The 23771-nt window shown below is 63.4% G+C and carries 29 protein-coding genes; 17 read left to right on the top strand and 12 right to left on the bottom strand.

Annotated features, from left to right (window positions below):
• Window positions 1-71 precede the first annotated feature (71 nt).
• Window positions 72-584, bottom strand: coding sequence for a hypothetical protein (locus JQ621_RS10550; protein ID WP_212234406.1), 513 nt, complete (start codon window positions 582-584; stop codon window positions 72-74).
• Window positions 514-807 (bottom strand): hypothetical protein, encoded by a 294-nt coding sequence (locus tag JQ621_RS10545; RefSeq protein WP_212234404.1) that lies wholly within the window; start codon window positions 805-807, stop codon window positions 514-516. Before JQ621_RS10545 ends, JQ621_RS10550 begins: the two co-directional genes overlap by 71 nt.
• Before the next feature lie 178 nt (window positions 808-985).
• On the opposite strand from JQ621_RS10545, the gene JQ621_RS10540 reads away from it, so the two are divergent.
• From JQ621_RS10540 to JQ621_RS10515, 6 genes are all read left to right on the top strand, one after another.
• A complete protein-coding gene (locus tag JQ621_RS10540) occupies window positions 986-1192 on the top strand; it encodes a hypothetical protein (protein WP_212234403.1) in 207 nt (68 codons plus the stop codon).
• A complete protein-coding gene (locus JQ621_RS10535; RefSeq protein ID WP_212234401.1) occupies window positions 1189-1347 on the top strand; it encodes a hypothetical protein in 159 nt (52 codons plus the stop codon). Before JQ621_RS10540 ends, JQ621_RS10535 begins: the two co-directional genes overlap by 4 nt.
• A gap of 18 nt (window positions 1348-1365) precedes the next feature.
• Window positions 1366-1584, top strand: coding sequence for a hypothetical protein (locus JQ621_RS10530; RefSeq protein ID WP_212234399.1), 219 nt, complete (start codon window positions 1366-1368; stop codon window positions 1582-1584).
• A gap of 57 nt (window positions 1585-1641) precedes the next feature.
• Window positions 1642-1887, top strand: coding sequence for a hypothetical protein (locus JQ621_RS10525; RefSeq protein WP_212234398.1), 246 nt, complete (start codon window positions 1642-1644; stop codon window positions 1885-1887).
• A gap of 11 nt (window positions 1888-1898) precedes the next feature.
• Window positions 1899-2189: a hypothetical protein gene (locus JQ621_RS10520; RefSeq protein ID WP_212235033.1), complete on the top strand. Its 291-nt coding sequence runs from the start codon at window positions 1899-1901 to the stop codon at window positions 2187-2189.
• A gap of 104 nt (window positions 2190-2293) precedes the next feature.
• Window positions 2294-2902 (top strand): sll1863 family stress response protein, encoded by a 609-nt coding sequence (locus JQ621_RS10515; protein ID WP_212234396.1) that lies wholly within the window; start codon window positions 2294-2296, stop codon window positions 2900-2902.
• Window positions 2903-2966: 64 nt separating this feature from the next.
• Here the strand turns inward: JQ621_RS10515 and JQ621_RS10510 are convergent, their stop codons facing one another.
• The 6 genes from JQ621_RS10510 to JQ621_RS36010 all read right to left on the bottom strand — a co-directional run bounded on the left by JQ621_RS10510 (window position 2967) and on the right by JQ621_RS36010 (window position 9237).
• Complete coding sequence (locus tag JQ621_RS10510; protein WP_212234394.1) at window positions 2967-3755, bottom strand: L,D-transpeptidase; 789 nt, start codon at window positions 3753-3755, stop codon at window positions 2967-2969.
• Window positions 3756-3918: 163 nt separating this feature from the next.
• Window positions 3919-4845 carry a transglycosylase SLT domain-containing protein gene (locus tag JQ621_RS10505; RefSeq protein ID WP_249125164.1) on the bottom strand — a complete coding sequence of 309 codons (927 nt, stop codon included), beginning with the start codon at window positions 4843-4845 and terminating at the stop codon, window positions 3919-3921.
• Window positions 4846-5228: 383 nt separating this feature from the next.
• Complete coding sequence (locus tag JQ621_RS10500; RefSeq protein WP_212234391.1) at window positions 5229-6212, bottom strand: ABC transporter substrate-binding protein; 984 nt, start codon at window positions 6210-6212, stop codon at window positions 5229-5231.
• Between the two features lie 66 nt (window positions 6213-6278).
• Window positions 6279-7484 (bottom strand): LLM class flavin-dependent oxidoreductase, encoded by a 1206-nt coding sequence (locus JQ621_RS10495; protein ID WP_212234389.1) that lies wholly within the window; start codon window positions 7482-7484, stop codon window positions 6279-6281.
• Between the two features lie 70 nt (window positions 7485-7554).
• Window positions 7555-8793, bottom strand: a complete 1239-nt coding sequence (locus JQ621_RS10490) for an acyltransferase family protein (RefSeq protein WP_212234388.1) — start codon at window positions 8791-8793, stop codon at window positions 7555-7557.
• An 87-nt stretch (window positions 8794-8880) separates the two neighbouring features.
• Entirely contained in the window at window positions 8881-9237 is a 357-nt protein-coding gene (locus JQ621_RS36010) for a helix-turn-helix domain-containing protein (RefSeq protein WP_409334221.1), read from the bottom strand.
• 976 nt (window positions 9238-10213) lie between these two features.
• Here JQ621_RS36010 and napE point away from each other — a divergent pair.
• The 7 genes from napE to JQ621_RS10450 all read left to right on the top strand — a co-directional run bounded on the left by napE (window position 10214) and on the right by JQ621_RS10450 (window position 16894).
• The gene (gene napE / locus JQ621_RS10480) at window positions 10214-10399 is read left to right on the top strand and encodes a periplasmic nitrate reductase, NapE protein (RefSeq protein ID WP_212234386.1); all 186 of its coding nucleotides are present in this window, start codon (window positions 10214-10216) and stop codon (window positions 10397-10399) included.
• Window positions 10400-10425: 26 nt separating this feature from the next.
• A complete protein-coding gene (locus JQ621_RS10475; protein ID WP_212234384.1) occupies window positions 10426-10737 on the top strand; it encodes a chaperone NapD in 312 nt (103 codons plus the stop codon).
• Window positions 10738-10754: 17 nt separating this feature from the next.
• Window positions 10755-13268 carry a nitrate reductase catalytic subunit NapA gene (gene napA, locus JQ621_RS10470; protein ID WP_212234382.1) on the top strand — a complete coding sequence of 838 codons (2514 nt, stop codon included), beginning with the start codon at window positions 10755-10757 and terminating at the stop codon, window positions 13266-13268.
• Complete coding sequence (locus JQ621_RS10465; protein ID WP_212234380.1) at window positions 13265-13735, top strand: nitrate reductase cytochrome c-type subunit; 471 nt, start codon at window positions 13265-13267, stop codon at window positions 13733-13735. The genes napA and JQ621_RS10465 overlap by 4 nt, the downstream gene beginning before the upstream one ends.
• On the top strand, window positions 13732-14373 hold the full coding sequence (locus tag JQ621_RS10460; RefSeq protein WP_212234379.1) for a NapC/NirT family cytochrome c: 642 nt from the start codon (window positions 13732-13734) through the stop codon (window positions 14371-14373). Before JQ621_RS10465 ends, JQ621_RS10460 begins: the two co-directional genes overlap by 4 nt.
• Before the next feature lie 187 nt (window positions 14374-14560).
• Window positions 14561-15652 carry a DUF2336 domain-containing protein gene (locus JQ621_RS10455; RefSeq protein WP_212234377.1) on the top strand — a complete coding sequence of 364 codons (1092 nt, stop codon included), beginning with the start codon at window positions 14561-14563 and terminating at the stop codon, window positions 15650-15652.
• 126 nt (window positions 15653-15778) lie between these two features.
• Window positions 15779-16894, top strand: coding sequence for an ATP-dependent DNA helicase (locus JQ621_RS10450; protein WP_212234372.1), 1116 nt, complete (start codon window positions 15779-15781; stop codon window positions 16892-16894).
• Window positions 16895-16932: 38 nt separating this feature from the next.
• Here JQ621_RS10450 and JQ621_RS10445 read toward each other — a convergent pair whose 3' ends face one another.
• Window positions 16933-18621, bottom strand: coding sequence for a caspase family protein (locus JQ621_RS10445; protein WP_212234370.1), 1689 nt, complete (start codon window positions 18619-18621; stop codon window positions 16933-16935).
• Between the two features lie 89 nt (window positions 18622-18710).
• Window positions 18711-20396 (bottom strand): caspase family protein, encoded by a 1686-nt coding sequence (locus JQ621_RS10440; protein WP_212235009.1) that lies wholly within the window; start codon window positions 20394-20396, stop codon window positions 18711-18713.
• Between the two features lie 247 nt (window positions 20397-20643).
• Here JQ621_RS10440 and msrA point away from each other — a divergent pair, with 247 nt between their 5' ends.
• The 4 genes from msrA to JQ621_RS10420 all read left to right on the top strand — a co-directional run bounded on the left by msrA (window position 20644) and on the right by JQ621_RS10420 (window position 22587).
• Window positions 20644-21345 carry a peptide-methionine (S)-S-oxide reductase MsrA gene (gene msrA, locus JQ621_RS10435; protein WP_212234368.1) on the top strand — a complete coding sequence of 234 codons (702 nt, stop codon included), beginning with the start codon at window positions 20644-20646 and terminating at the stop codon, window positions 21343-21345.
• A gap of 31 nt (window positions 21346-21376) precedes the next feature.
• Window positions 21377-21811 (top strand): peptide-methionine (R)-S-oxide reductase MsrB, encoded by a 435-nt coding sequence (msrB, locus tag JQ621_RS10430; RefSeq protein ID WP_212234367.1) that lies wholly within the window; start codon window positions 21377-21379, stop codon window positions 21809-21811.
• A gap of 105 nt (window positions 21812-21916) precedes the next feature.
• Window positions 21917-22081, top strand: coding sequence for a DUF3309 family protein (locus tag JQ621_RS10425; RefSeq protein ID WP_212234365.1), 165 nt, complete (start codon window positions 21917-21919; stop codon window positions 22079-22081).
• A 212-nt stretch (window positions 22082-22293) separates the two neighbouring features.
• Window positions 22294-22587 carry a hypothetical protein gene (locus JQ621_RS10420; protein ID WP_027560969.1) on the top strand — a complete coding sequence of 98 codons (294 nt, stop codon included), beginning with the start codon at window positions 22294-22296 and terminating at the stop codon, window positions 22585-22587.
• Between the two features lie 111 nt (window positions 22588-22698).
• Here JQ621_RS10420 and JQ621_RS10415 read toward each other — a convergent pair whose 3' ends face one another.
• Together JQ621_RS10415 and JQ621_RS10410 are read right to left on the bottom strand one after the other, a co-directional pair.
• Complete coding sequence (locus JQ621_RS10415) at window positions 22699-23256, bottom strand: DUF4112 domain-containing protein (RefSeq protein WP_212234363.1); 558 nt, start codon at window positions 23254-23256, stop codon at window positions 22699-22701.
• 61 nt (window positions 23257-23317) lie between these two features.
• Window positions 23318-23743, bottom strand: coding sequence for a DUF5413 family protein (locus JQ621_RS10410; RefSeq protein ID WP_212234361.1), 426 nt, complete (start codon window positions 23741-23743; stop codon window positions 23318-23320).
• Between the last annotated feature and the right edge of the window lie 28 nt (window positions 23744-23771).

The following is a 23771-nucleotide window of genomic DNA, read 5'->3' as shown; positions in this document are numbered from 1 at the left end:
TGAACTTTTCGTCTGCGCGTAAAAGACGTTCCAAGCCGGCGGGCAGTTTGCACGTTTCGGCAGGCTCTGTCTCAATGCGCCAGAACCGCGTGCATTTCGCGCCGGCAGGCCTCGCTGAACTCGCGCAACGGATCCATCTCCTCGATGAAGCCCGGCAGGTCGACGAACGATTTGTTCGGGGCAAGGTAGGTTTCCACGATCAGCCGGCCCACCCGCTCGGCGGCATGGACCACCTCATCGTCGGACAGGATTCGCATACGCCCGACCAGCGCATACAGATTCACCAGGGCCGGAATCTCGGATTTGTCGCTGATCAGCGCGTCCGCATAGAGCCGGGACGCCTCCTCGATGAAGCATCGATAGAGCTTTTCGCGCTTGGAGACCGCGTCGGCATGATGGCGCTCGCGCTGCCTGCGGCGACGTCTCGCCCACCCCGTCACGATCGTGGAAATCGCTCCAAAGGCCGAGCCCCCAAACGCCGCGAACGCGGGAGCATAGATCGTATTCATCCGGTCACTCCTCATCTTCGACGCCGCGATACCGCTGCGACCTCGTGGTCCTGAGCGAAGCAGCAGGTGCGGCATGGTCGAAGACCGCTCTGCAGGCCTCGCCGAGGTCCGACTTCCTTTGCCTGAGACAGGCTTCCACATTCGTGGCGTCGGGGATGTAGCTGGCGCACAGACGAAACGCGTCGGGCGTGCACGCCGCTCTCTGCTCCGGTGTGCCGCGGTCTTCCTGCGCGAGAGCGCTCCCCGCGCCCAGCGAAACCATCATCAGGGCTGCGAGCAGCAGCCGGTTCTTGAACATGTCGAATCCCTTTCTGGATTTGAGGCATCAATTTTCCGGACGGAAACCCGGGCCTCGCTTTCCAAGTCCCCGCCAGCTGACCAGGAAGAACACGGGCTTGTGAGCTTGCGCTCTTGACACATCCCGCGATCCGCGCTGTATATGAAATATACGGTGTAGTTTATTTAGGAGACGGAAGATGTCAAGCCTGTTCCTTGTGCTGCTGCGGGAAAATCCATGGCCGGGGATTGCTGTCGCGTCGCTCAATCTGATCGTGGGCGTGTCGCTCGTCGGTGTGAGCCTCGTGCTCGGTGTCACAATTTCGGTGCTGGCGTGGGTACATACGCTCGCCGATCGCGGAACTGCGCCGGTGCGGCATGCCGCCAACCGAAGGGGTTTCGCATGACCTCGAATCTCTTGCTCGCTCGCAATTGCATCATCTGCTGGGTCAACGTCTGGCTCGCGCCGGTCGAATGCATATTCGACATGATCGAGTCCGAACTGGTCCGCCGGGGCGTCGCGCTTGAAGGGGTCCAGCACCCTTCCCCATCCGCCGACTGAACAAGCTGGATTTCCAACATGCTCAACTTCATCGAGGTGTTCGACGTCATGGACGTGGAGCCGGACAGCGGCGCTTCCGTGTGGACCGGCCTCACGGGCACGCGGAAGGCGCTCGAGCGCGACGGCCACATGGTCGATCCGAAGGCGATGGCCTATTGCCCGATCGAATGGGTCGACGAGCGCGGCTATCTTGATGCCGACCTCGCGTGCCGGCACCCGCGGCCCTGGGGCATCTGACATGAGACGGAATCATGCGAGCTCCGGGAGGCGACTGCCGTGAGCAGGAAATCTGTGTTGTCGAGACAAGCGAGCCTTGTCGATCCGGAGCTTCCCTTGCGAGCCTATTTTCTGTCCGTGGGCGCAGCGTTGCTATTGCTGCTGCTGGCGGCCGACTGGGCGCTACCTGCACCTCTGCCGAACCGGCTCATCGACTCGCATTCTGCGCTGCCGCCGATCCGCATCCACAGCGAGCTGAAAGGACCGGAAGCGGTCATCATCGATACCAGCGGGTTCGGCCCCGTCCCGATCCCGAACACATGAAGGTCCGCAACATGAGGAGAGATGAAGTCGCCAGCGACGTCCTGCTTGCGACCCAACCCACGAAGGAATTCGTCAGCACGCCGCTCGATCTTGCCGGAGATCGGAAATTGTCGGACGCCCTGCGCCGCTGCGAGCATGCGTTCAACGAGGACGTATTGCCACCCCGCACCAGATTGGAGGAGCCGCGAGAATTCTACGCTGCGATCCACCTCGGTTGCATGCCGCACGGTCGGGACCAGGCTTCGCGCAGACAAGTCGCGCTCGGTAAAACGTCAGCGCTCCTTCCCGACGTCGCCGCGTGAGGTCGCCGGCCTTTGGCGGCATCGGGCAAGTTGACGTAGGTCAAGTCGCAGCCCGCACTGAACGATCATTGTTAACATACCAACTGGTCAACGGAGAACAGGCCATGACACAGCAGAGCAGCACGCATTTCTATTTCAATTGGGCCAAGGAGCGGATCGATGAAATGGAGGCCGCATTGGCCTCGTTCGAAGTGAAGGCGACCGCAACCAAGGCCGAGTCGAAGATCAAGCTGGACGAGATGATCGCGGATTTGAAGAAGCGGCGCGACGAATTTCAGGCGCTGTTCAAGACGAAGGCGGAAGCCGGCGAAACCGTCTGGGCGAGCGCGAAGACCGAACTGGAAAAGCACTGGGCCGGGTTCGAAGCGCAGATGAAGACCTACTTCGAAAGCGCCGGCAAGCAGATCGAGCAGCAGCAAGTCACGTTCAAGGACATTGCAGCGGCGCAAGCGAAAGCCTGGGGGGAGTCGGCCGAACAATTCAGAAAAGCGGCGGCCAAAGTGGCCGGGGCCCGGACGACCGATCTCGATGCAGCGTTAAAGCGGCTGAAATCAGAGGCGTCTGAAACAGAGGCCCGTCTGCAGAAGCTCAAGCAGGCAGGCAACGAGTCCTGGTCGGTGCTGAGCGCCGCGTTGGCAGAATCCCGCAAGTCGTTCGATCAGGCAAATCGCGCCGCGTGGAGCGCCTTGAAGGACCTGGGCCCGAAGAGCTGAGTCCGCGCGGACGGTGCTGAGCCCTGAAGCGCGACGCGATCGAGATGAATTGTCGTCGCGCTCGTTACTGCGCCGCGGCGAGCTTCGGTCCGGATGATGTTACTTGCGCGTTGGTTGCGAGAGGCCGGTTCGGAAGCACGATCACCTTCGCTCCGACCTTCACCCGTTCATAGAGGTCGGTGACGTCCTCGTTGGTCAGGCGGATACAGCCGGACGACACCCGCTTGCCGATCGTGTCGGGCTTGTTGGTGCCGTGAATGCGATATTCGGTCTCGCCCAGATACATGGCGCGTGCGCCGAGCGGGTTGGTGGGGCCGCCCGCCATGAACCGCGGCAGATAAGGCTGGCGCACCAGCATGTCTGCCGGCGGGCGCCAATCCGGCCATTCGGTTTTGCGGGCCACGGTCTGTTCACCGGACCAGGTGAAACCTTCACGGCCGACGCCGATGCCGTAGCGCATCGCCTGCGCGTCGTTCAGGATCAAATAAAGGAACGTGTTCTTGGTATCGATGATCACGGTGCCCGGGGCCTGGTGGCTGGCATAGTCGACCACCTGCCGGACCAATGCTCCGGGACCCTCAGCGGCTTTTGGCGGTTCAACCAGAGGCGCGGGAGCCGGAATCGGAGCTGGAACTGGCGCCGGCGCCGATGCATGGACCGGAGCGGCCACGTAAACCGGAGACGACGATGCCTGGGCCTCGTGCACGGACGGCTTCCGCGTCGGCTGAACGGTCTCGGTGCGAGCCAGCAAACCATATCCGACGACGGCGACGGCCACGGCAGCAATCGCAACGCGCGCGGCCGTCGGTATTGCGAGGGCCTCGGTCTTTTTGCGTTTGGCCCGCTTGGCCATATCTCTTTCCCCGGATAGTGCCTGGAAAGAGGTACCCAGCAAAATTTAAGAAACCTCGAAGCGATGTCCGCTCAGGCTGGAACTGTCATCGTGGTTAACGCCGAACTCTTGTTCGGCGGCTGAACCTTCGACGGTGTAATCTTGGGCGAGGCCGACAACAGACTTACGGGTTGGCCGCCGCAGCGGCGGTCGCCACATATTTCGTGTAGAATTCGGCGACCCGGCCGCGCCACATGCCGACGAACGCATCCGACGTCACGTTGTCCACCGATTTCCAGGTGCGCTTGAATGCCGGGAGTGCATTGCCCCAGATCGCGCGCTTGCACCACCGCTCGCCCTTCTCCTTGCCTTCGTCGGTGGCGCACATGGATTTCCAGGCGAGGCGCGCGGGCTGGCTGATGTGCTCGGCGGCGCCTTGCCAGCCCTGCTGATGGATCAGGTAGAGATCGCTCATATCAGGCTTGCGGTGCGTGATCCACTCGAACAGGACGCCTTCGGTGATGACCTTGTAGGCGGCCGCCACGGCGTTGTCCCGCGGATTGAGAATCTGCCCGGAGCCGAACTTGCCGAACTCATATTTGCTCAGCTGGAACAGCCCGATATACGAGCCCGTACGCTGAGTGGGGTTGAAGCCGGATTCGATCCTGGCAACCGCCATCATGAAATTGGCATCGAGACCGAACGCGTCGGCAACGCGCTTGATCTCCTCCTGCGGCGTTCCGAGGGGGGTGTCCTTGAATGCACGCAAGACAGTCTCCGCCGGTTTCTCGGCGGGTGGCACTTCGGACCAGATGTAATAGGTGAGATAGCGGAAGTCCGGCGCCGATGCCGCCTTGGGAGCACCGTCGGACGTGTCGCGTGCCGCCGGCAGCGACTGGACGATATCATCTCCCAACGACGCCAGTTTCGGCCCGGCGGGATGATCAGCAATGTCGGCTCCGGTGCTCAACGGCCCGGAAACTGCCGACGTCACCGAGGCAAGCTCTTCCCGCTCTGCTCGAAGCGCTGCCGCAAGCCTGGCGGATGCCTCAGCGTACAATTCAGGCGTCACCAAATTCGCAGGCGTCACCATGTTCGCTGGAGCGGCCATGTTTGCAGAAGCCGCAATGTTTGCTGCCGCTTCAAGCATGACATCCGGGACCGTCGCGGCCGGTCTGCTTGAGGCGGCCAGATAAAGTCCAACGGATGCGATGGCGCACGCGATGCAGCTGGTGTGCAACGCCTTCATTGCCCGAAGTCCACGGATGGCTTCTGTACGAAGACTGTTCGCATATCCCCTGCGGCCCTGTGGTGAGCCTCCTTCGTAAAATCTTAAGGTTTAAATGTGGTGAACGAGAGCGGATCGACTGCCTCGCCATTGGTCGAGGTGTCCCGTTATGGGGCACCAGCAGGGTTCCCGGCGCCGCCTCGCCTTGGTTCCCGGGCCCTTGGGACAGAAGGCAGCTTGAGGGCCCAGAAGTGGACATTGCTGCTCTATTCGATCACCTCGTCGGCCACCGTCAGCAGGCGGTCGGGCGGAGCGATTCCGAGGGATTTCGCCGTCTTGAGGTTGAGCACGAGCACGAACTTGCTGGCCTGCTCGATCGGCAGATCCGCCGGCTTCTCGCCGCCGAGGATCTTGGCGGCATAGATGCCGGCTCTGCGGAAGTCGTCGATCAGATCGGCCGAATAGGACATCAGCAGGCCTGCCCGCCCCCAGTCCGGATAGGTGCCGACCGTCGGTTTTCCGGGCGCCATCACCAAAGGCAGAACGCGCGGCATGTTGTTGTAAAGCAGCGGCTCGCCGGATACGTAGAGGGCGCCGACGCCATCGCGGATGCTTGCCGAAATCGAGTCCTCGACTTCGTCGAGTCCCGCAAGCGGATGACGCACGACCTCAAAGCCGAATTGACCTGCGACACTTCGCAAAGCGTCGAGCTCGGCCGTGGCAAGAAGGGACGACGTGCCGATGAAACCGATCGCTTTCAGATCGGGCACCAGCTCCTTGAACAGGTTCATCCGCTTTTGCGTCAGCGCCTCCTCACCGCCCAGCGCATTCATCACGTTGCCGGTCGCGTGGCCACCCGGGTGGATATAGCTTTCCGCAAATCCCGCCTTGATGGGGTCGGCGGCATAGGAGGTGAAGATCAGCGGCAAGTCGGGCAGGACCTTGTGCGCGACGGGCGCCGCAGCAGCCGAAGCAATCATGACGCGTGGCTTGAGAGCAGCAAGCTCGAGGGCAAGCGCGGGCAACCGATCGAAAACACCATCGGCATAGCGCGAAGCAAAGATGAAGTTGACGCCCTCGGTGAGGCCGGCCTCCCTCATGCCCTGACGGATGGCTGTGAGGCGATTTTCCGCGTTCTTCGCGGGACCCGGCACCAGCACGGCCACGATGGGCAAGCTCTTCTGAGCGCGCGCCACAACGGGTAGGGCCGCCGCACCACCCATAAGACCAAGAAGCTCGCGCCGCCGCATGTCTCGCCCCTGATATCAATGAGCGGCATCTTATCGGCGAGACCGATGGTTTGACCAGACCGGCCCCTACCCCGCCGCGGCCTTCGCCGCGGCAACGTTGATCGCGAGCTTGCCGTAGCGGTCGGTGAAGGCTTCGGTGTCGATTTCTTCGAGCTTGATCTCGCCGCTCATGACGCCCTGCTTCCAGGCGGCTTGTGCGGGATCGTTCTGAAACTCCGGCATCACTTCGCGGCCGAACAGCTCGAGCGACTCACAGATGTGCTCGTGACTGTTCTTGCCGGCTTGATTGAGCAGGATGACCTGATCGATATGCGAGGACTGGAATCGCTTCAACTTCTTGCGGATCGTCTCCGGCGAGCCGATCAGGCCGCCGCGCAGCGCGGCCTCCTGGGCTTGCGGATTGTCGCGCTTCCACTTGATGTACTCGTCCCACATGTTGACGGTGTAGGGCGCTGGCCGCTGGCGGTTTTGCGAGGCGCCGTAGAAGCGGAGCGCGAACTGGAAGAAGGTGGCGCCATCGGCACGCGCACGCGCCTCCTCATCCGTCCTGGCGCACATGAAGAACGACACCAGCGCCATGTTGGGGTTGATCTCGTAGTCCGCGAGCTTGTGCAGCCGTTTGGTCATGGCGTTGTAGTACGCATGCACCCAGGCATGTGCCGCGTCCGCGCTGACGAACTGGAAGCCGAGCGCGCCAAAGCCGTGGCGGCCGGCGCGTTCGATGGTCGGCAGTTGCGAGCAGGCCATCCACAGCGGCGGATGCGGCTTCTGCACCGGCTTCGGCACGACGTTGCGCAGGGGAATGTCGAAATATTTGCCGTGATGCTCGGAGCCGGCGTCCTTGAACATCGGGAAGATCGCCTGCACCGCCTCCTCGAACACCTCCTTCTTGGTCTCCATGTCGCGGCCGAACGGCGTCAGCTCGGTGATCGAGGCGCTCTCGCCCATGCCGAATTCGCAGCGGCCGTTGGAGAGCAGATCGAGCACCGCGACACGCTCGGCGACGCGCGCCGGATGGTTGGTCGTGAGCTGGAGAATGCCGTGGCCGAGCCGAATGTTTTTCGTGCGCTGGCTCGCGGCCGCGAGGAACGACTCCGGCGAAGGCGAGTGCGAATATTCTTCGAGGAAGTGATGCTCGACCACCCAGGCATGGTCGTAGCCGAGACGATCGGCGAGCTCCATCTGCGAGAGCGCGTTCTGGTAAAGGGCGAGCTCGTCGCCGGCCACCCACGGCCGCGGCAGTTGCAGCTCATAGAAGATGCCGAACTTCATGACGCCTCTCCCCGTTTTCTTGCCGGCTTGTTTCTTGTTGCGGGCATCTTACTGCGCGAGGCGGCGCTGTCTACGCGGTCGCAATTCCGCCTTGCGGGAGAATACGCTTTTCGGCGCGGCGCCCATTCAGCACCGCGCCGATGAAGGTGAAGCGCACCAGGAGATGATAGCTTGCGAGCATCGGCGGAAGCGCGACGACGAGGATGATCGCGAATTTGACCAGCCCCGGCCAGTCGAACTGCGACAGCGCGACCTGCAAGGCCATCACGATCGGTATGTGGATCAAATAGAGCCAGTAGGACGCATCGGCGAGGTATCGCCAGGTCGGGCTGAAGCCGGACATGAATCGGAGTACGAGACCGATTGCGGCAAACGTCGTAACCCATATCGCCGACGCATAGAGGACGATGGCCACAAGCCTGAGCGTCGCGAAACTATAAGGCAATTTCGGCGCGCCCGGCGCAGAGATCATCACGCCCGCGAGCACGAAGCAGGTCAGGATCAGAACGATTGCGAGCAGGAGATGCGCAAGCCAGCGCCGCTCGATCAACCGCAGCAGATCGACCCGCCGATGCAGCAGCCAGCCGACACCGAAGGCCGTCCCAAAGCAGATCCAGGCCTGCGCATTGGTAATGAGCGACTGATCAGGCGTCCTCACCTCCATCGAATAGCCCCATCGCGGATCGAGCCAGAACGCGATGCCGAACGGGATCGCCAGAACGAGCGGCGCCAGCGGATTGCGTATAGCGCTCGCAAAGAGGCGGTCGATGAGCGCTCGCAAGGCGCCTGACGCGTCAAGGCGGACAATCACCCCGCGCAACAGCAGCATGGCAACATAGAGCTCGAGCAGAACATAGAGAAACCAGAGATGGGTCAGGCGGAAATTCGGCAGCGCCGGCATCCAGCCGGATGCCCCCTGGAGCGGACCGCCATTCGGAAAGTTCGCCGCCCAGATCACGATCAGAGCGATGGGCACGTACACGAGCGGCCAGCCAATCACGAGCGGCAGGGCGATTCGCTGCAACCGGTCCCTGACGAAGCCCAAGCTGCCACGGCGACGAAAGCTCATGCGGGCGAAGAAGCCGGCCATCAGGAAAAAGGTCGTCATCCGGAAGACATGGATGGTGAAGGACAGCAGGTTCAGGATCAAGCTTGGATGGATGTCCTGGATGATCCAGAACCGGGGCGAGGCCCACACAAAGGACATTGCCGCGTGCAGAACGATGCCGAGCAGCAGCGCGATGGCCCGAAGCGCATCGAGCGCGTGGAGCCGTTCGGATGCGGACGTGACAGCGCTCGAATGAGACATGACAGGGCTCTCGCTGGCTGGACGGGCGATTCTGCCGCATAGTCTGCCCAGTCGGGGCAAGTCTCTCTTGCCCGATCCAAAAATCGGCTAGCCGATTTCTCGACGCGGCTCGCTGAGATCGGTCCTCTCCAGTCGGCTCAGCGCCTCGCGCCGGAATTCGGTTGGAGTGAGGCCGGTTTCCGCCTTGAAGGCGCGGTTGAAAGGTCCGATCGACTGGAAGCCTGCATCCATCGCAATGGTCAAGATAGGGACTTCCCGTTGCTCCGCATCAGCCAGCGCCAGCCGGGCATCCGCTATTCGATAGTGATTGAGGAACGCGTTGAAGTTGCGATAGCCCAGACCTTCGTTGATCGCCTGGCGAAGCCGATGCTCGGGCACGCCAAGCCGCGCGGCGAGCGCGCCAATCGCAAGGCCTTCCTGGCGGTAGGTCCGCTCCACGCTCATCAGATGGTCGAGGCGCCGCAGCAGGATCGGGTCGATGACGCCCCGATCCGCGGCGGCGCGTTCGGCGGTTTGGGCTTGCCTCGTCGCATTACCGGATGCGATCGCCGCCGTGACGTCGTTGACGGGCATGGCCGGCGGCATGGCGAGAGTCCCCGGTCCGGCGAGCATGGCAACCACGAACAGGCCGATCGCGGTGGGGAGACTGCCGGGCGCGCCCGGGATCGCGACGGGAATTGCGGCGAAGCCGGCGAGGGCGACGACCGCGATGAGCCCCAGATTGAACGCGAGCATCGCCAGCCGCAGCCGGCGGCGTCGCGCGACCAGGTCGGCACGCCAGGTCTTGACCGTCTGGACAGCGGCCGCGACGGCCAGCGCGAGGGCAATCAGCGACAGGGCACGACCGGCTGCCCCAGCCAGGGCCGGCGCGAAGGGCCAGCCGAGCGTGATCGCAAATCCGAAGGCCACGATGCTCAGCCACAGCGCGCCGTGCCATCGCCTGAGCACGAAATCGTCGTCGAACGCCGAGCGCGCCCACAACCAGAACACGGCGGGTTGCGCCGACAGCATCGGCAAAACCCACCACCATGACGATTTGGGAACGAACGGAGCGGTCGCGATGGCATAGAACACGCCTCCGGCCGACATGGCCACGCCCAGCAAAGCCTGCTGGCTGGTCGCACGGCGCAGCAGCGCGGCGAGAATAATCAAAAGGAACACGCCGCTCGTCGCGCCGCGAAGCCCGAGATCGATGGCCGTGAGCCCCATCACACCTGTCGTCTCCATCAAGGCTCAACTTTCGCATCGCCCACGCACGTGCACAATCCAAAATTGCACTTGCGGTCGTCGCGGCTGCGACATCGGCAACTCGAACGGTTGATCCAGATCAACGCGTCGGCCGGCCCGCTGCATCAAACATGCAGCAAGGCAACGGCCCGGATGCCGTCCCGATTCCCCATACCATTCATAGAGACCGAATATGTCGGCCCCTGACGACGCGACATCGCGCGTGCGCCGCAAGCGCATGGAGATTTTCGCTTTCCTGTTCCTGACCGCGGTCGTGATGCCCGCCCTCGCGGTCGGAACGGTCGGCTCATACGGCTTGAGCGTCTGGATCTACCAGATGTTCGCCGGCCCTCCCGGCCCGCCATCCTCCCCGCATTGATCCCCTCGCAGCGAAAGACAGGCATCATGGCTCACGCCACACTCAACCGCCGTGCATTGATCACCGGCCGGGTTCTCGGCACCGAGCGCGTCGTCACCCCGCCGGGCTGCGAGATCGCCAGCATCATCGTGCAGGCGCGCCCCGAGCGCCTCGCCGCGCTGGAAGCGGAGATCGCGGCACTTCCAGGCTGCGAGATCCATGGCCGCGACGCGCGCGGCAAGCTCGTCGTCGTCACCGAAGCGCCCGACGCCGGCAGCCTCGGCACCCTGCTCAACACCATCCAGTCGCTGCGCGACGTCTATTCCGCGGCGCTCGTTTTCCACGCCATCGAAACCTGAGGGACGGGAGAGCCATCATGACATCGCCAAAGCTCGATCGCCGCCAGATGCTGAAGCTCGAAGCCGCCGCCATCGCGGCGGCTGCCGCGGGCATGCCGGTGCCGGCGCTCGCCGCCAATCTCGTCGCCGAGCGTGACGTCGCCGAACTGAAATGGGACAAGGCCGCCTGCCGCTTCTGCGGCACCGGCTGCTCGGTGATGGTCGCGACCAAGGACAACAGGGTCGTCGCCACCCACGGCGACACCAAGGCCGAGGTCAACCGCGGCCTCAACTGCGTCAAGGGCTACTTCCTCTCCAAGATCATGTACGGCCATGACCGGCTGACGCAGCCGATGCTGCGTAAGACGAACGGCAAATACGACAAGAACGGCGAGTTCACGCCTGTCACCTGGACCGAAGCTTTCGACATCATGGAGGCGAAGTGGAAGGAAACGCTGAAAAAGCGCGGGCCGAACGGGCTCGCCATGTTCGGCTCCGGGCAATGGACGATCTGGGAAGGTTACGCCGCCTCGAAACTCTACAAGGCCGGCTTCCGCACCAACAACATCGATCCCAATGCGCGGCACTGCATGGCCTCCGCCGTGGCCGGCATGATGCGCACCTTCGGCATCGACGAGCCGGCCGGCTGCTATGACGACATCGAGGCCACCGATGCCTTCGTGCTGTGGGGCTCCAACATGGCGGAGATGCATCCGATCCTGTGGACCCGTCTTGCCGACCGGCGGCTGTCCGCGCCGCATGTCCGCGTCGCCGTGCTCTCGACCTTCGAGCACCGCTCGTTCGACCTTGCCGACATCGGCATGGTGTTCAAGCCGCAGACCGATCTCTACCTCCTCAACGCCATCGCCAACCACATCATCCAGACCGGCCGCGTCAACAAGGATTTTGTGGCCGCGCATACCGTGTTCAGGCGCGGGCAGACCGACATCGGCTACGGCCTGCGGCCGGAGCATCCATTGCAAAAGAAGGCGACCGGGGCGGCCAAGGCGAACGACTCCACCGACATGAGCTATGACGACTACGTCAAGTTCGTCTCGGACTACACGCTGGAGAAGGCTGCAAAGATGTCCGGCGTGCCGCTCAACCGGCTGGAGGCGCTGGCCGAGCTCTATGCCGATCCCAAGACAAAAGTGGTCTCGTTCTGGACCATGGGTTTCAACCAGCACACCCGCGGCGTCTGGTGCAACAACCTCGTCTACAACATCCATCTCCTCACGGGGAAAATCTCCTCGCCCGGCAACAGCCCGTTCTCGCTAACCGGCCAGCCCTCGGCCTGCGGCACCGCGCGCGAGGTCGGCACCTTCTCGCACCGCCTGCCCGCCGACATGGTCGTGACCAACAAGGAGCACCGCGACAAGGCAGAGCACATCTGGCTGCTGCCCGAGGGCACCATTCCCGACAAGAACGGCGCTCATGCCGTGCTGCAGAGCCGGATGCTGAAAGACGGCCTGATCAACGCCTATTGGGTGCAGGTCAACAACAACCTCCAGGCCGGTCCCAACGCCAACGAGGAAACCTACCCAGGCTTCCGCAATCCCGACAATTTCATCGTGGTCTCGGATGCCTATCCGTCGGTGACGGCGCTCGCCGCCGATCTGATCCTGCCGACCGCGATGTGGGTGGAGAAGGAAGGCGCCTACGGCAATGCCGAGCGGCGCACGCAATTCTGGCACCAGCTCGTCCAGGCGCCCGGCGAGGCCAAGTCCGATCTGTGGCAGCTGATGGAATTCTCCAAGCGCTTCAAGATCGAAGAGGTCTGGCCGGAGGAGCTGATCGCCAAGAGGTCCGAGGTGCGCGGCAAGACGCTGTTCGACGTGCTCTACAGGAACGGCCAGGTCGACAAGTTTCCTGTTACCGACATCGAGCAGGGCTATCTCAACGACGAGTCCAAGGCGTTCGGCTTCTACGTCCACAAGGGCCTGTTCGAGGAATATGCCAGCTTCGGCCGCGGCCATGGCCACGACCTCGCGCCGTTCGACACCTATCACCGGGAGCGCGGCCTGCGCTGGCCCGTCGTCAACGGCCAGGAAACCAAGTGGCGCTTCCGTGAGGGCAGCGATCCCTACGTCAAGCAGGGCGCGGACGTGCAGTTTTACGGCTATCCCGACGGCAAGGCGCGCATCTTCGCGCTGCCTTACGAACCGCCGGCGGAATCGCCCGACAACGACTATCCGTTCTGGCTCTCGACCGGCCGCGTGCTGGAGCACTGGCATTCCGGCACCATGACGCGCCGCGTGCCCGAGCTCTACAAGGCGTTTCCCGAAGCCGTGTGCTTCATGCATCCCGACGACGCGCAGGAGGCCAAGCTCCGGCGCGGCGACGAGGTGAAGGTGGAATCCCGCCGCGGCTTCATCCGCGCCCGCGTCGAGACGCGCGGCCGCGACCGGCCGCCGCGCGGGCTGGTGTTCGTGCCGTGGTTCGACGAATCCAAGCTGATCAACAAGGTGACGCTGGACGCCACCGATCCGATCTCGCTGCAGACCGACTACAAGAAATGCGCGGTGCGCATCGAGCGGGTGACCCAGTCATGATGAAACGATTTGGCATAGCCCTGCTCGCCTGCGCCATCGCCGCAGCCGCAAGCTCGCTGACCGCGCAGACGGTGACATCGGGCCTGCGCGGCCCGACCCCGCTCAATGACGAGGGCGCGGCGCCGCCGATGCTGCCGAACCGCAACACCTCCGAGCGGGAGGTGCGCAACTATCCGGAGCAGCCGCCGGTCATCCCGCATTCGATCGACGGCTATCAGGTCGACCTCAACGGCAACAAGTGCCTGTCCTGCCACGCGCGGGCGCGCATCGCCGAATCGCAGGCCCCGATGGTCTCGATCACGCACTTCATGGACCGAGACGGCCAGTTCCTGGCCTCGATCTCGCCGCGCCGCTTCTTCTGCACCGAATGCCACGTGCCGCAGAACACCGCGACGCCGCCGGTCAGCAACGACTTCACCGACATCGACACGCTGCTGTCGCGTGCAAGCCCGGGTGGCCGGCGATGACGACGGCCGCTGAAGAGCCAAAAGCGCAACGCGGCTTCATCGCGCGCGCCCTGGATTTCGCGCTCGAGCTGTGGGGCGTGCTGTCGCGGCCGAGCACGGTCTTCGCGCTCGGCACGCTGGTGCTCGCAGGCTTTGCCGCCGGCGTCATCTTCTGGGGCGGCTTCAATACCGCGCTGGAATTGACCAACACCGAGAAATTCTGCACCGGCTGCCACGAGATGCGCGAGAACGTCTTCGCCGAACTGAAGTCGACCATCCATTTCAGCAACCGCTCCGGCGTGCGCGCGACCTGTCCGGACTGCCATGTCCCGCACAAATGGACCGACAAGATCGCGCGCAAGATGCAGGCGTCCAAGGAGGTCTGGGGCAAGATCTTCGGCACGATCGACACGAGGGAGAAATTCCAGGACAAGCGCCTCGAGCTGGCCGCGCATGAATGGGCGCGCTTCAAGGCCAATGATTCCCTGGAATGCCGCAACTGCCACAGCGCCGATTCCATGGACATCACCAAGCAGTCGCCGCGTGCCTCGGTGGCGCATCAGCGCTTCCTGTTCACCGGCGAGAAGACCTGCATCGACTGCCACAAGGGCATTGCGCACCATCTGCCCGATATGCGCGGCGTTCCCGGCTGGCAGTAACCACCGACTAACCTCGTTGCGAGAGGCGGGCGCGCCAGCGTACGCGGCTACCAATTCTCGATAACAAAAATTCCATTCAAGGTCTCATCTTACCACCCCATTATCCGCTGTTTAAGCTGCCAGCGCGATCATGCCAAAGGACGGCCGAAAGCCGTGCTTTGTCCACTGCCATGGCCAGAACAGCGTGATGCAGCCGCAGACGAATTCCATCATCGACGAACTCGAGGACGCCGTTCGCAACGGCTCCTCCGCCAAGCGTGTCGAGACCTTGCGACGGGTGACCGACCTGTTTCTCGACCAGGGAGAGCGTCTCAGCGACGATCAAGTCGAGGTGTTCGATCATGTGCTCTCGCATCTGGTCGCTCGGGTCGAGAGCCGCGTCAGGGCCGAGCTCGGCGATCGCCTTGCCCCGCTGGATTACGCGCCGACGGGAGTGCTCGAAAGCCTCGCCTGGGACGACGAGATCGCCGTCGCCGGCAAGGTGCTGACCGACTCCGTGCGCCTGAGCACCCCGACGCTGGTCGCGATCGCCAAGGCGAAAGGCCAGGACCACCTGCTTGCTATTTCAGGCCGCCAAAACCTCCCCGAGGACGTCACCGACGTGCTGGTCGAGCGAGGTGAGCGCAAGGTCATCAGAAGGCTTGCCGACAACACGACGGCACGCTTCTCCGAGGCGGGCTATGGTGGAATGGTCGCACATGCGGAGGAGGACGAAAACCTCGCCGAGATACTTGGGCTGCGGATCGACCTCCCGATCAAATTTCTCCGCGACTTGCTGCAGCGCGCGACCGAAGCGGTACGCGCGCGTCTCGCGACGATAGCGCCTCCCGAGCTCGAGGAGGAGATCAAGCGCATCCTGGCCACGATCAAGAAGCACGTCGCCCCGGACTCCCCGACGCGGGATTTCGCGATGGCCGAAGCTGCGGTCAAGCGAATGAAAGGTCTCAACGAACTGAACGATGCAGCCATCGGCAGGTTCGCCGAGTACAAGAAGTTCGACGAGGTCGCCGCCGCGCTTGGCCTGCTCAACAACTGCGCGCCGACCGAATTGATGGCAAGGGTTCTGGAAGGTCCCCGTGCCGACCTTGTCCTGATCCCGTGCAAATCGGCCAGCCTGAGCTGGACAACGGTCGAGAAAGTTCTTCGCAATCGCCCGGCGAAGCACCGCATCGACGACGCCACCTTGAAGCTGGCGTGCGCCGATTTCGGCCGGCTATCCGCAGCGACCGCAGAGCGAACACTTCGGTTCTGGCAGCTTCACGACAAGATCGAGAAGTAGCTCCGGGAGCCGCTGCCGAATGGCAAGGCCTGCAGGACGGGCGAGCCTTGAACCTGGAGGGGGAATGGTTAGTTTTGAGCGGATAGCGAATCGCACCGCGCGGTTTCGCCGCTCCTCAAGACAGATATGGCCAATTTCACCCCGCATCAGGATGCCGCGCTCAAGGCCGTCGGCGATTGGCTCAAGGCAAAGCCCGGCCGCAACGGCACGCCGCCGGTGTTTCGCCTGTTCGGCTTTGCCGGCACCGGCAAGACCACGCTGGCGCGGCATATCGCCGAGGGCGTCGACGGCGAGGTGAAATTCGCCGCCTTCACCGGAAAGGCGGCCCTCGTCATGCGCAACAAGGGCTGCGACGACGCCTCCACCATCCACTCGCTGATCTACCGCGCCCGCGAATCCGGCGAGGAGCAGCCGAGTTTTGAATTGTGGGACGACGCTCCGGCCTCGAAGGCCAAGCTGATCGTGATCGACGAGTGCTCGATGGTCGACGCGGAGCTCGGTCGCGACCTGATGTCGTTCGACTGCCCGCTGCTGGTGCTGGGCGATCCCGCCCAGCTGCCGCCGATCCAGGGCGGCGGCTTCTTCACCAATACCGAGCCCGATGCGATGCTCACCGAGGTGCACCGCCAGGCCCAGGACGATCCGATCGTGCGGATGTCGATGGACGTCCGCGAGGGCCGCGAGCTCGACATCGGCCGCTACGGCGAGAGCGAGGTGGTGTCGCGGAAAGAACTCGATCCCGATCGCGTCATGGGCGCCGACCAGGTGCTGGTCGGCCGCAACAACACCAGGCGCGCCTACAACATGCGGGTGCGGCAGCGCCAGAACATCGAGGACGTCTTTCCGGTCGCCGGCGACAAGCTGGTCTGCCTGCGCAACAACCGCAAGAAGGGCCTGTTCAACGGCGGCCTCTGGCGCGTCAAATCACGCAATACCTCGCGCTCGAAATCGCGCATCCTCTCGATGCGGCTCTCGCCGGACGAGGAGTTCGGGCACAAGGTCACGAAGGTCTCGGTACGCGCCGATTGCTTCGAGGGCGGCGTCGAGCAGATCGCCTGGGAGCAGCGCAAGCCCTATGACGAGTTCGACTACGGCTACGTGCTGACCGTGCACAAGTCGCAGGGCTCGCAATGGGACGACGTCGTGCTGTTCGACGAGAGTTTTGCGTTTCAGGATTCGAGGGCGCGGTGGCTGTATACGGGCATTACGCGGGCGGCGAAGCGGTTGAGCATCGTGGTGTGACCCTCCGTAGGGTGGGTTAGCCGAAGGCGTAACCCACCCTACTTCCCCGCCACAAAATAAAAATCCTCCCTGCCCGGCGGCGAGCCGTAGGTGAACGGCTGCTGCACGTGCTGGGTGGCGGCCCAGACGTCGTCGCGGACGATGTCGAACAGCTTTCGGATCTCGACCTTCGGCACCTTCATCTCGCGGGACAGTGCGGTGGAGAACGGGCTGTCGGCGCCGTTGTCGCCGTCGATCGCGGTCTCGCCGTGCTTGGCGGCATAGACCACCATGAAGCCGGCGCCGGGCTCGATGTTGGAAAATCCCTTGTCCACGAGCTTCAGCGACAGTGTGTGCTGCATCGACGTGGCAAACGGGTTGTCACGGCAGGCATCGAGGATCACCAGGCGCACCTTTCTGGCAGCGCCCACCGCTGCGATCACCTGCTCGAGCGCAACGGCTTGCGTCTCGGCGTCCTTGTCGACGGCGAGCTTGGCATCGACGGGAACGAGATAATTCACCCCGCCGATCTCGAAGCCGTGGCCGGCATAATAGACCACCGCCCAGTCGGCCTTCTCCGCTTCGTCGGCAAACGACTTCAGCGCGTCGAAGAACTTGTCGCGTGTCAAATCGCTGACGGAGATCACCGTCTGGAAGCCGACATCATGCAGCACGCCCGCGATCAGTTTCGCATCGCGCGGCGGATTGGGCAGCGCGTGGACGTTCCTGTAGGCCCCATTGCCGATCACCAGCGCGACGCGGCGCCCGTTGGACGCGCCCCCCGATATTTGCGGCGTCAGCGCCGCGAGCCGCTCCTGCGCAATCGTGCGGGCGCGGGCGACGTCGTACTCGTCGAAGCTGGTCAGCGCATAGGCCGCCGCGCGGTAGTCCGCGCGGGCCTGGGCGAGATCCTTCTTGCGCTCGTAGAGCTGGCCGCGGCCGGAATGAGCACGGACATTGTTCGGGTAGAGCTCGATGACCGTATTGTAGTCCTTCAGTGCCGCGTCGAGATCGCCCTTCATCATGTAGACGTCGGCGCGATTGTTGAGCGCGAACCCGTATTTCGGCTGCTTCTCGACGAGACCATTGCAATCGGCAAGGGCCTGGTCGAACTTCCCCATCAAGCCGTAGGTGGTGCAGCGATTGCCGGCGATCTGCTGGGCGGTCGGATCGATCTTCTCCGCCTCCGCGAAATCGGCAATGGCGCCGTCATAGTCCTTCAACAGCGTGCGCACACGGGCCCGATTGGTCCAGCCGAGCAGGAATTTTGGCGTATATTTGATCGACAGGTTGAAATCGTCGAGCGCGCTTTGCAGCGCACCCCGGCGCAACTGGATGGTGCCGCGATTGTTGTAGGCGAAGCCGAAATTCGACCGCTTCCGGATGGCGAGATTGTAGTCGGCCATCGCCAGATCGTCCTCGCCCTTGCGCTCATGGGCAAGACCACGCACGTTGAGGGCACCGACATTGTCCGGATCGGCCTCGATCGCCGACGTCAGCGTCTCGATCGCGTGGTCATAGTCGCGCTTGTTGATCAGCGCCTGCGCGTGAATGACCAGCGCGAGCGACTTGTCCTTGCCGGTAACCCTGTTGGCCTTGAGCAGATTCTCGCAAGCCGTCGTCCGCGCCTGGGTCTCGGTCTGGCGGTCGCGGCAGGCGGCGAGGTCGTCGCCGGGCTGGGGCTCGGCCGCGGCAATCACGACGCCCGGGAGGAGTATGGCGACTGTCAGGCAAACGACGCGCAGCATGTAGTCGGACCCTTACCACATCCCTCGGGTCGATCATTGACCGTCGGGCTTCATCAGAAGCCCGCAGCTAACACAGCGCTGCGCTTCCGTCACTTCCCCGCCACGAAGTAAAAGTCCTCGCTGCCCGGCGGGGAGCCGTAGATGAAGGGCTGCTGCGCGTGCTTGGTCGCGGACCAAACATCGTCCCTGACGATGTCGAACAGTTTGCGAATTTCGACATTCGGTTGCTGCACCTCGTGGGCGAGCGCGAGCGCGAACGGGCTGTCTGCGCCATCGCCGTCCATTGCGGTCTCGCCGTGCTTGGCGGCGTAGACGACCATGAAGCCGATCCCGGGCTCGATGTTCGAAAAGCCCTTGTCGACCAGCTTGAGCGACAAGGTTTGCTGCATGGTCGGCGCAAACGGATTGTCACGGCAGGCGTCCAGGATCACAAGGCGCAGCTTGCGCGCGCCCCCCACTGCGGCGACCACCTGCTCGAGCGCCACGGCTTCCTTCTCGGCGTCCTTGTCGACCGCGAGCCTGGCATCGACGGGCACGAGGTAATTCACCCCGCCGATCTCGAAGCCGTGGCCGGCATAGTAGACGACGGCCCAGTCCGCCTTCTCCGCTTCCGCCGCAAAAGCATGCAACGTCTCGAAGAACTGGTCGCGGCCGAGGTCGTTCGACAACGTGACCGTCTGGAAGCCGACGCCGCGGAGCGCGTTTGCGATCAGCTTGGAGTCGCGAGGCGGATTATTGAGTGCATGAACGTTGCGGTAGGCTCCGTTGCCGACCACCAGTGCAACGCGACGCTGCGGCCCGCGCGCGGCCGGCGATTTCGGCTCGAGGGCGGCAAGGCGGGACTTGGCGCTGGCGCGCGCCATCGAGGTGTCGATCTCGTCGAACGGCGTGAGCGCAAAGGCGGCCGCGCGGTAGTCGGCACGCGCCTGGGCCAGGTCCTGCTTGCGCTCGAACACCTGGCCACGCCCGGCATGGGCACGGACATTGTTCGGGTTGATCTGGAGGATGACGTTGTAATCGTTCAGCGCTGCATCCACATCGCCCTTGGCGAGATAGGTGTCGGCGCGATTGGCAAGGACATACTGGTTCTTCGGCTGCTTTTCCAGAATGCCGTTGCAATCGGCGAGCGCCTCGTCGAAGCGGCGCATCGCCGCGAACGTCACGCAACGATTGCTGGCGATCTGCGGAGCGTTAGGGTCGATTTTGGCTGCCTCGGCGAAGTCCGAGAGCGCGCCATTGTAGTCCTTCATCATCGTGCGCACACGGGCGCGATTGGTCCAGCCGACCAGGAGTTTCGGCGCGTACTTGATGGTCGCGTTGTAATCATCCAGCGCGCTTTGCCAGGCGCCCTTGCGAATATACAGCAAGCCGCGGTCGTTATAGGCGCCTCCGTAATTGGGCCGCTTCTGCAGCGCGAGGTTGTAGGCGGCCATCGCAAGATCGTCCTGGCCCTTGCGCCAATAGACCTGGGCCTGACCATCGATGGCGCCGACATTGTCGGGGTCTGCTTCGCGAGCCGCGGAAAAATCGGCGAAGGCGTGGTCGAAATCGTTCTTGTTCAGCTCCGCGAAGCCGCGCACGAGCAGCGCGACGGCCTTGTCCTTGCCGGAGATCCTGTTGGCGTCGAGCAGGCTGTTGCAAGCCGGCAGCCGCACCTGATTGCTCGCCTGCCGATCGAGGCAGGTCGCGAGGTCGTCGCCAAGCTGGGGGTCGGCAGCCGCGATCGTCGCCAAGGACGAGACGATGAGAACGGTCAGAACGAGGCCACGCCACATGTTGAAAAGGAAGCTCCAGCGCCACATGTCGTAAGTCGATGGTCGGCCCCCGGGGTTCATTGAAGCCGGATTTCCCCCGCGCTGCCAACCGGGTTCCTTATGCCTTGCGTCTTTCACAGACTCGTGTCCACCGCACTGTAACAATTGCCGGTCCCGCCCGTAACTGAGGTGTCTGAAAATGCCGGGCAGGCTGTTCGCCCGCCTTTAACCGCCCTAAACTGTCAGGCCTTCCGAAAGAGGATCCGCCATGCGCCGCTCCGTCCTGTCCCTGCTCGCCGCCACCACTGCCTTGACGCTAGCCTTTGCCGCACCGACCCGGGCCGCCGAAGACGCCGTTGTGATCCCCGCCCCCGCGATGGACGCAGCCCCCGCGAGCGGTATCCAGACCGCGGTCATCGCCGGCGGCTGCTTCTGGGGTGTGCAGGGCGTGTTCCAGCACACCGCCGGTGTCGTCAACGCGGTCTCCGGCTACGCCGGCGGCACCAAGGCGACCGCTGACTACGAAACCGTCTCGACCGGCCGGACCGGCCACGCCGAGTCGGTCGAGATCAAGTTCGATCCGAAGAAGATCTCCTACGGCAAGATCCTGCAGATCTACTTCTCGGTGGCGCACGACCCGACCCAGCTCAACCGCCAGGGCCCCGACACCGGCACGCAATATCGCTCGGCCATCTTCACCACCTCCGACGAGCAGAAGAAGATCGCGGAGGCCTATATCACCCAGCTCAATTCCGCCAAGGTGTTCAGCAAGCCGATCGTGACCAAGGTCAGTGCGCTGGAGGCCTTCTATCCGGCGGAGGCCTATCATCAGGACTATCTGACGCTGCACCCGAACCAGCCCTACATCGCCTACAACGACATTCCCAAGGTCGAGAACCTGAAAAAGCTGTTCGCGGATAATTACATCGAGAAGCCTACGCTGGTGAGCGCCAGCAAGGCCACAAACTGATCTTTGAGATCATCGAAACAACGGGAGACCCATGCCCGACACCAGGACGAAAACCACAGAAACGAAAACCACCGACGACAAGGTCATCAAGAGCGAAGAGCAGTGGCGGCGCGAATTGACGCCGATGCAGTACGCCGTGCTGCGCGAGAAGGCGACCGAGCGTCCCTTCTCCGGCGAATACGAGCACGACCATCGTGCCGGCACCTATGTCTGCGCCGGCTGCGGCAACGTGCTGTTCGAGTCCGATGCCAAGTTCGATTCCGGCTGCGGCTGGCCAAGCTTCACCGCGCCGGCGGTCGAGAGCCATATCGACGAGGAGCGGGACACGACGCACGGCATGATCCGCACCGAGGTGCTTTGCGCCAAATGCAGCGGACATCTCGGCCATGTTTTCCCTGATGGTCCCGGGCCGACCGGCCTGCGCTACTGCATCAATTCGGCGGCGCTGAAGCTCGAGCCGAAATAAGATTGCGCCGCCGGGTTCCCCGATGGAACCCGGCGGGGCAATGTGCTTTTCTTCACTGGCGGTGCAGCCGTTGAGCGAAATCCGGCGGCCGCCAGGGAGGACACCATGACACTTGGGACCATCCTCATCATCCTGGTGATCATTTATCTGCTGGGCGGCTGGTCCGGCCGGATCGGCGGCTACGGCTATGGCCTTGGCCATTCCGGCATGGGGATCGGCGGCGTCATTCTGGTCGTGCTGATCGTCCTGCTGCTTCTTGGCAAGCTGTAAACCATACAAGTAGCTGATTTTACTAATCTTTCCGCGTCTGCGGACCTGCCATGCGTGGATTCATCATCTCCCATCGCAGGGGTCGCAATTTTGTCAAATCGGCTTATATTAGGGGGCGAAAATGACATGCGGCGGGCCCGCTCGATTGCGGCCCCGGCCCTCCCCAACCCCACGCGCTTAAAGCCCCAGAGAAGATCACGAGGTCTTTGACCATGCGTCCACTGCGTCCGTTCAACTTCAACACTTCCGCCGAACTCTTCCCCGCCGCCATCCGCAAGAAGAAGCGTGCAGGCTTCACCTATCGTCGGTTCGGCACCGCGGCCGAAGCCGTCCAGTTCGCGATGGAGCAGTTGCCGACGGATTCGCTGAACGGCGCCTATCTCCAGGTCGAGGAAGCCCGTTTCGACCAGAACGGCATCCGTTCGCTCTATGAGAGCGAAGCCTTCCCGCTGCCGCGCCGCCCCAAGCCGGCGCCGGCCGCCGAGACCGACGCCGACGCGGCGTAAGTTTCGCAAAGCTCCGATGCGGAAAGCGCGATGGCCGAAAGGCTGTCGCGCTTTTTGCGTTTTGGGGCGCCGCTCTTTCGCCTCCCTCGCACCGCTCTTGCGGGCTCTATCCTACTGACGCGGCTGCTTGTCGAGCCAGCGGCGCAAGAGACGGACGTTGCGCATGTTGGCGCGGAACATGACGTCGAAGGCGTCGCCTGCCAGCGGCACCAGGCCGACCACGCCGTCGACCGCGACATTGCCGAGCATGCGCGCGGTGATGTACCAGGGCGCTCCCAGCGCGCGGGCCTCGCGCACCAGCCACAGCGAGATCGCGGTGGTGATGATATCGCCGACGACGGGGATCAGGCCGATCAGCCCGTCGATGCCATAGCGGATGTTGGTGCCGGGCAGAATGAAGGCGACGTCGAGCAGCTTGGCGATCGCCTCGAGCCTGAGGATGCGCTGCTCGCGCGTCAGATTGCCGAACGGATTGCCAGAGAACTGGCCATCTTTTCCGAATTCGAAGCGAAACTCGCGAAACCCCTGTTCCAGGGTTTCAGGACGGATCTCATATCCGTCCTGGTCGATGATCGGCCCATCCGCCTTCCGGCCGGAAAGACCGGCGCGCGAATGCGGCCCGGAACCGGACTTGCGTGGCGCGAGAATGTCATCATCGGGCATGGTCATGGCCATCACGAAACGCGCGGGCGGCACCTAAGTTGCCGCGCCGCGTCCGAAGGTCGCGCACTCAGCTCGCAGCCGCCGCCGGTTGCGGCTCATCGACATAATGATGCACCAGCCAGGACGACAGCACCGCTGGTACGAAACCGACCAGCCCGTACAGGACGAACTGCACCGCGCCGGAATCCGACCCGCGCGAGCCGTAGGTGATTGCTGCGAGGATGAAGGCAAAAAGGCCGACCAACAGCATCCGCAGCCCCGGCCCGATCCGCCTGACATGGATCAGGATGTCGTCCACCGCGCCCATCATCAGCGCCGGCAGGAAGCCGAACAAATAGCTGTATTGCAGCGTCTTGAAGAACACCACGAACAGCTTGCCGACCTCGCCCCAATTGGTCTGGGTCCAGTAGCCGGACTGGTAGGTCGTTGTCAGCAGCAGCAGGAATCCGCCCACGAAGGGACCTACGAGCGCAAATACCAGATAGCGTTTCATCACGGACTCCTCGGACGCCGAGGCTTTT

Origin of the sequence: Bradyrhizobium manausense (assembly GCF_018129685.1) — a bacterium.
Taxonomy (GTDB): domain Bacteria; phylum Pseudomonadota; class Alphaproteobacteria; order Rhizobiales; family Xanthobacteraceae; genus Bradyrhizobium; species Bradyrhizobium manausense_D.
This window is presented reverse-complemented; position numbering and strand designations above follow the sequence as displayed.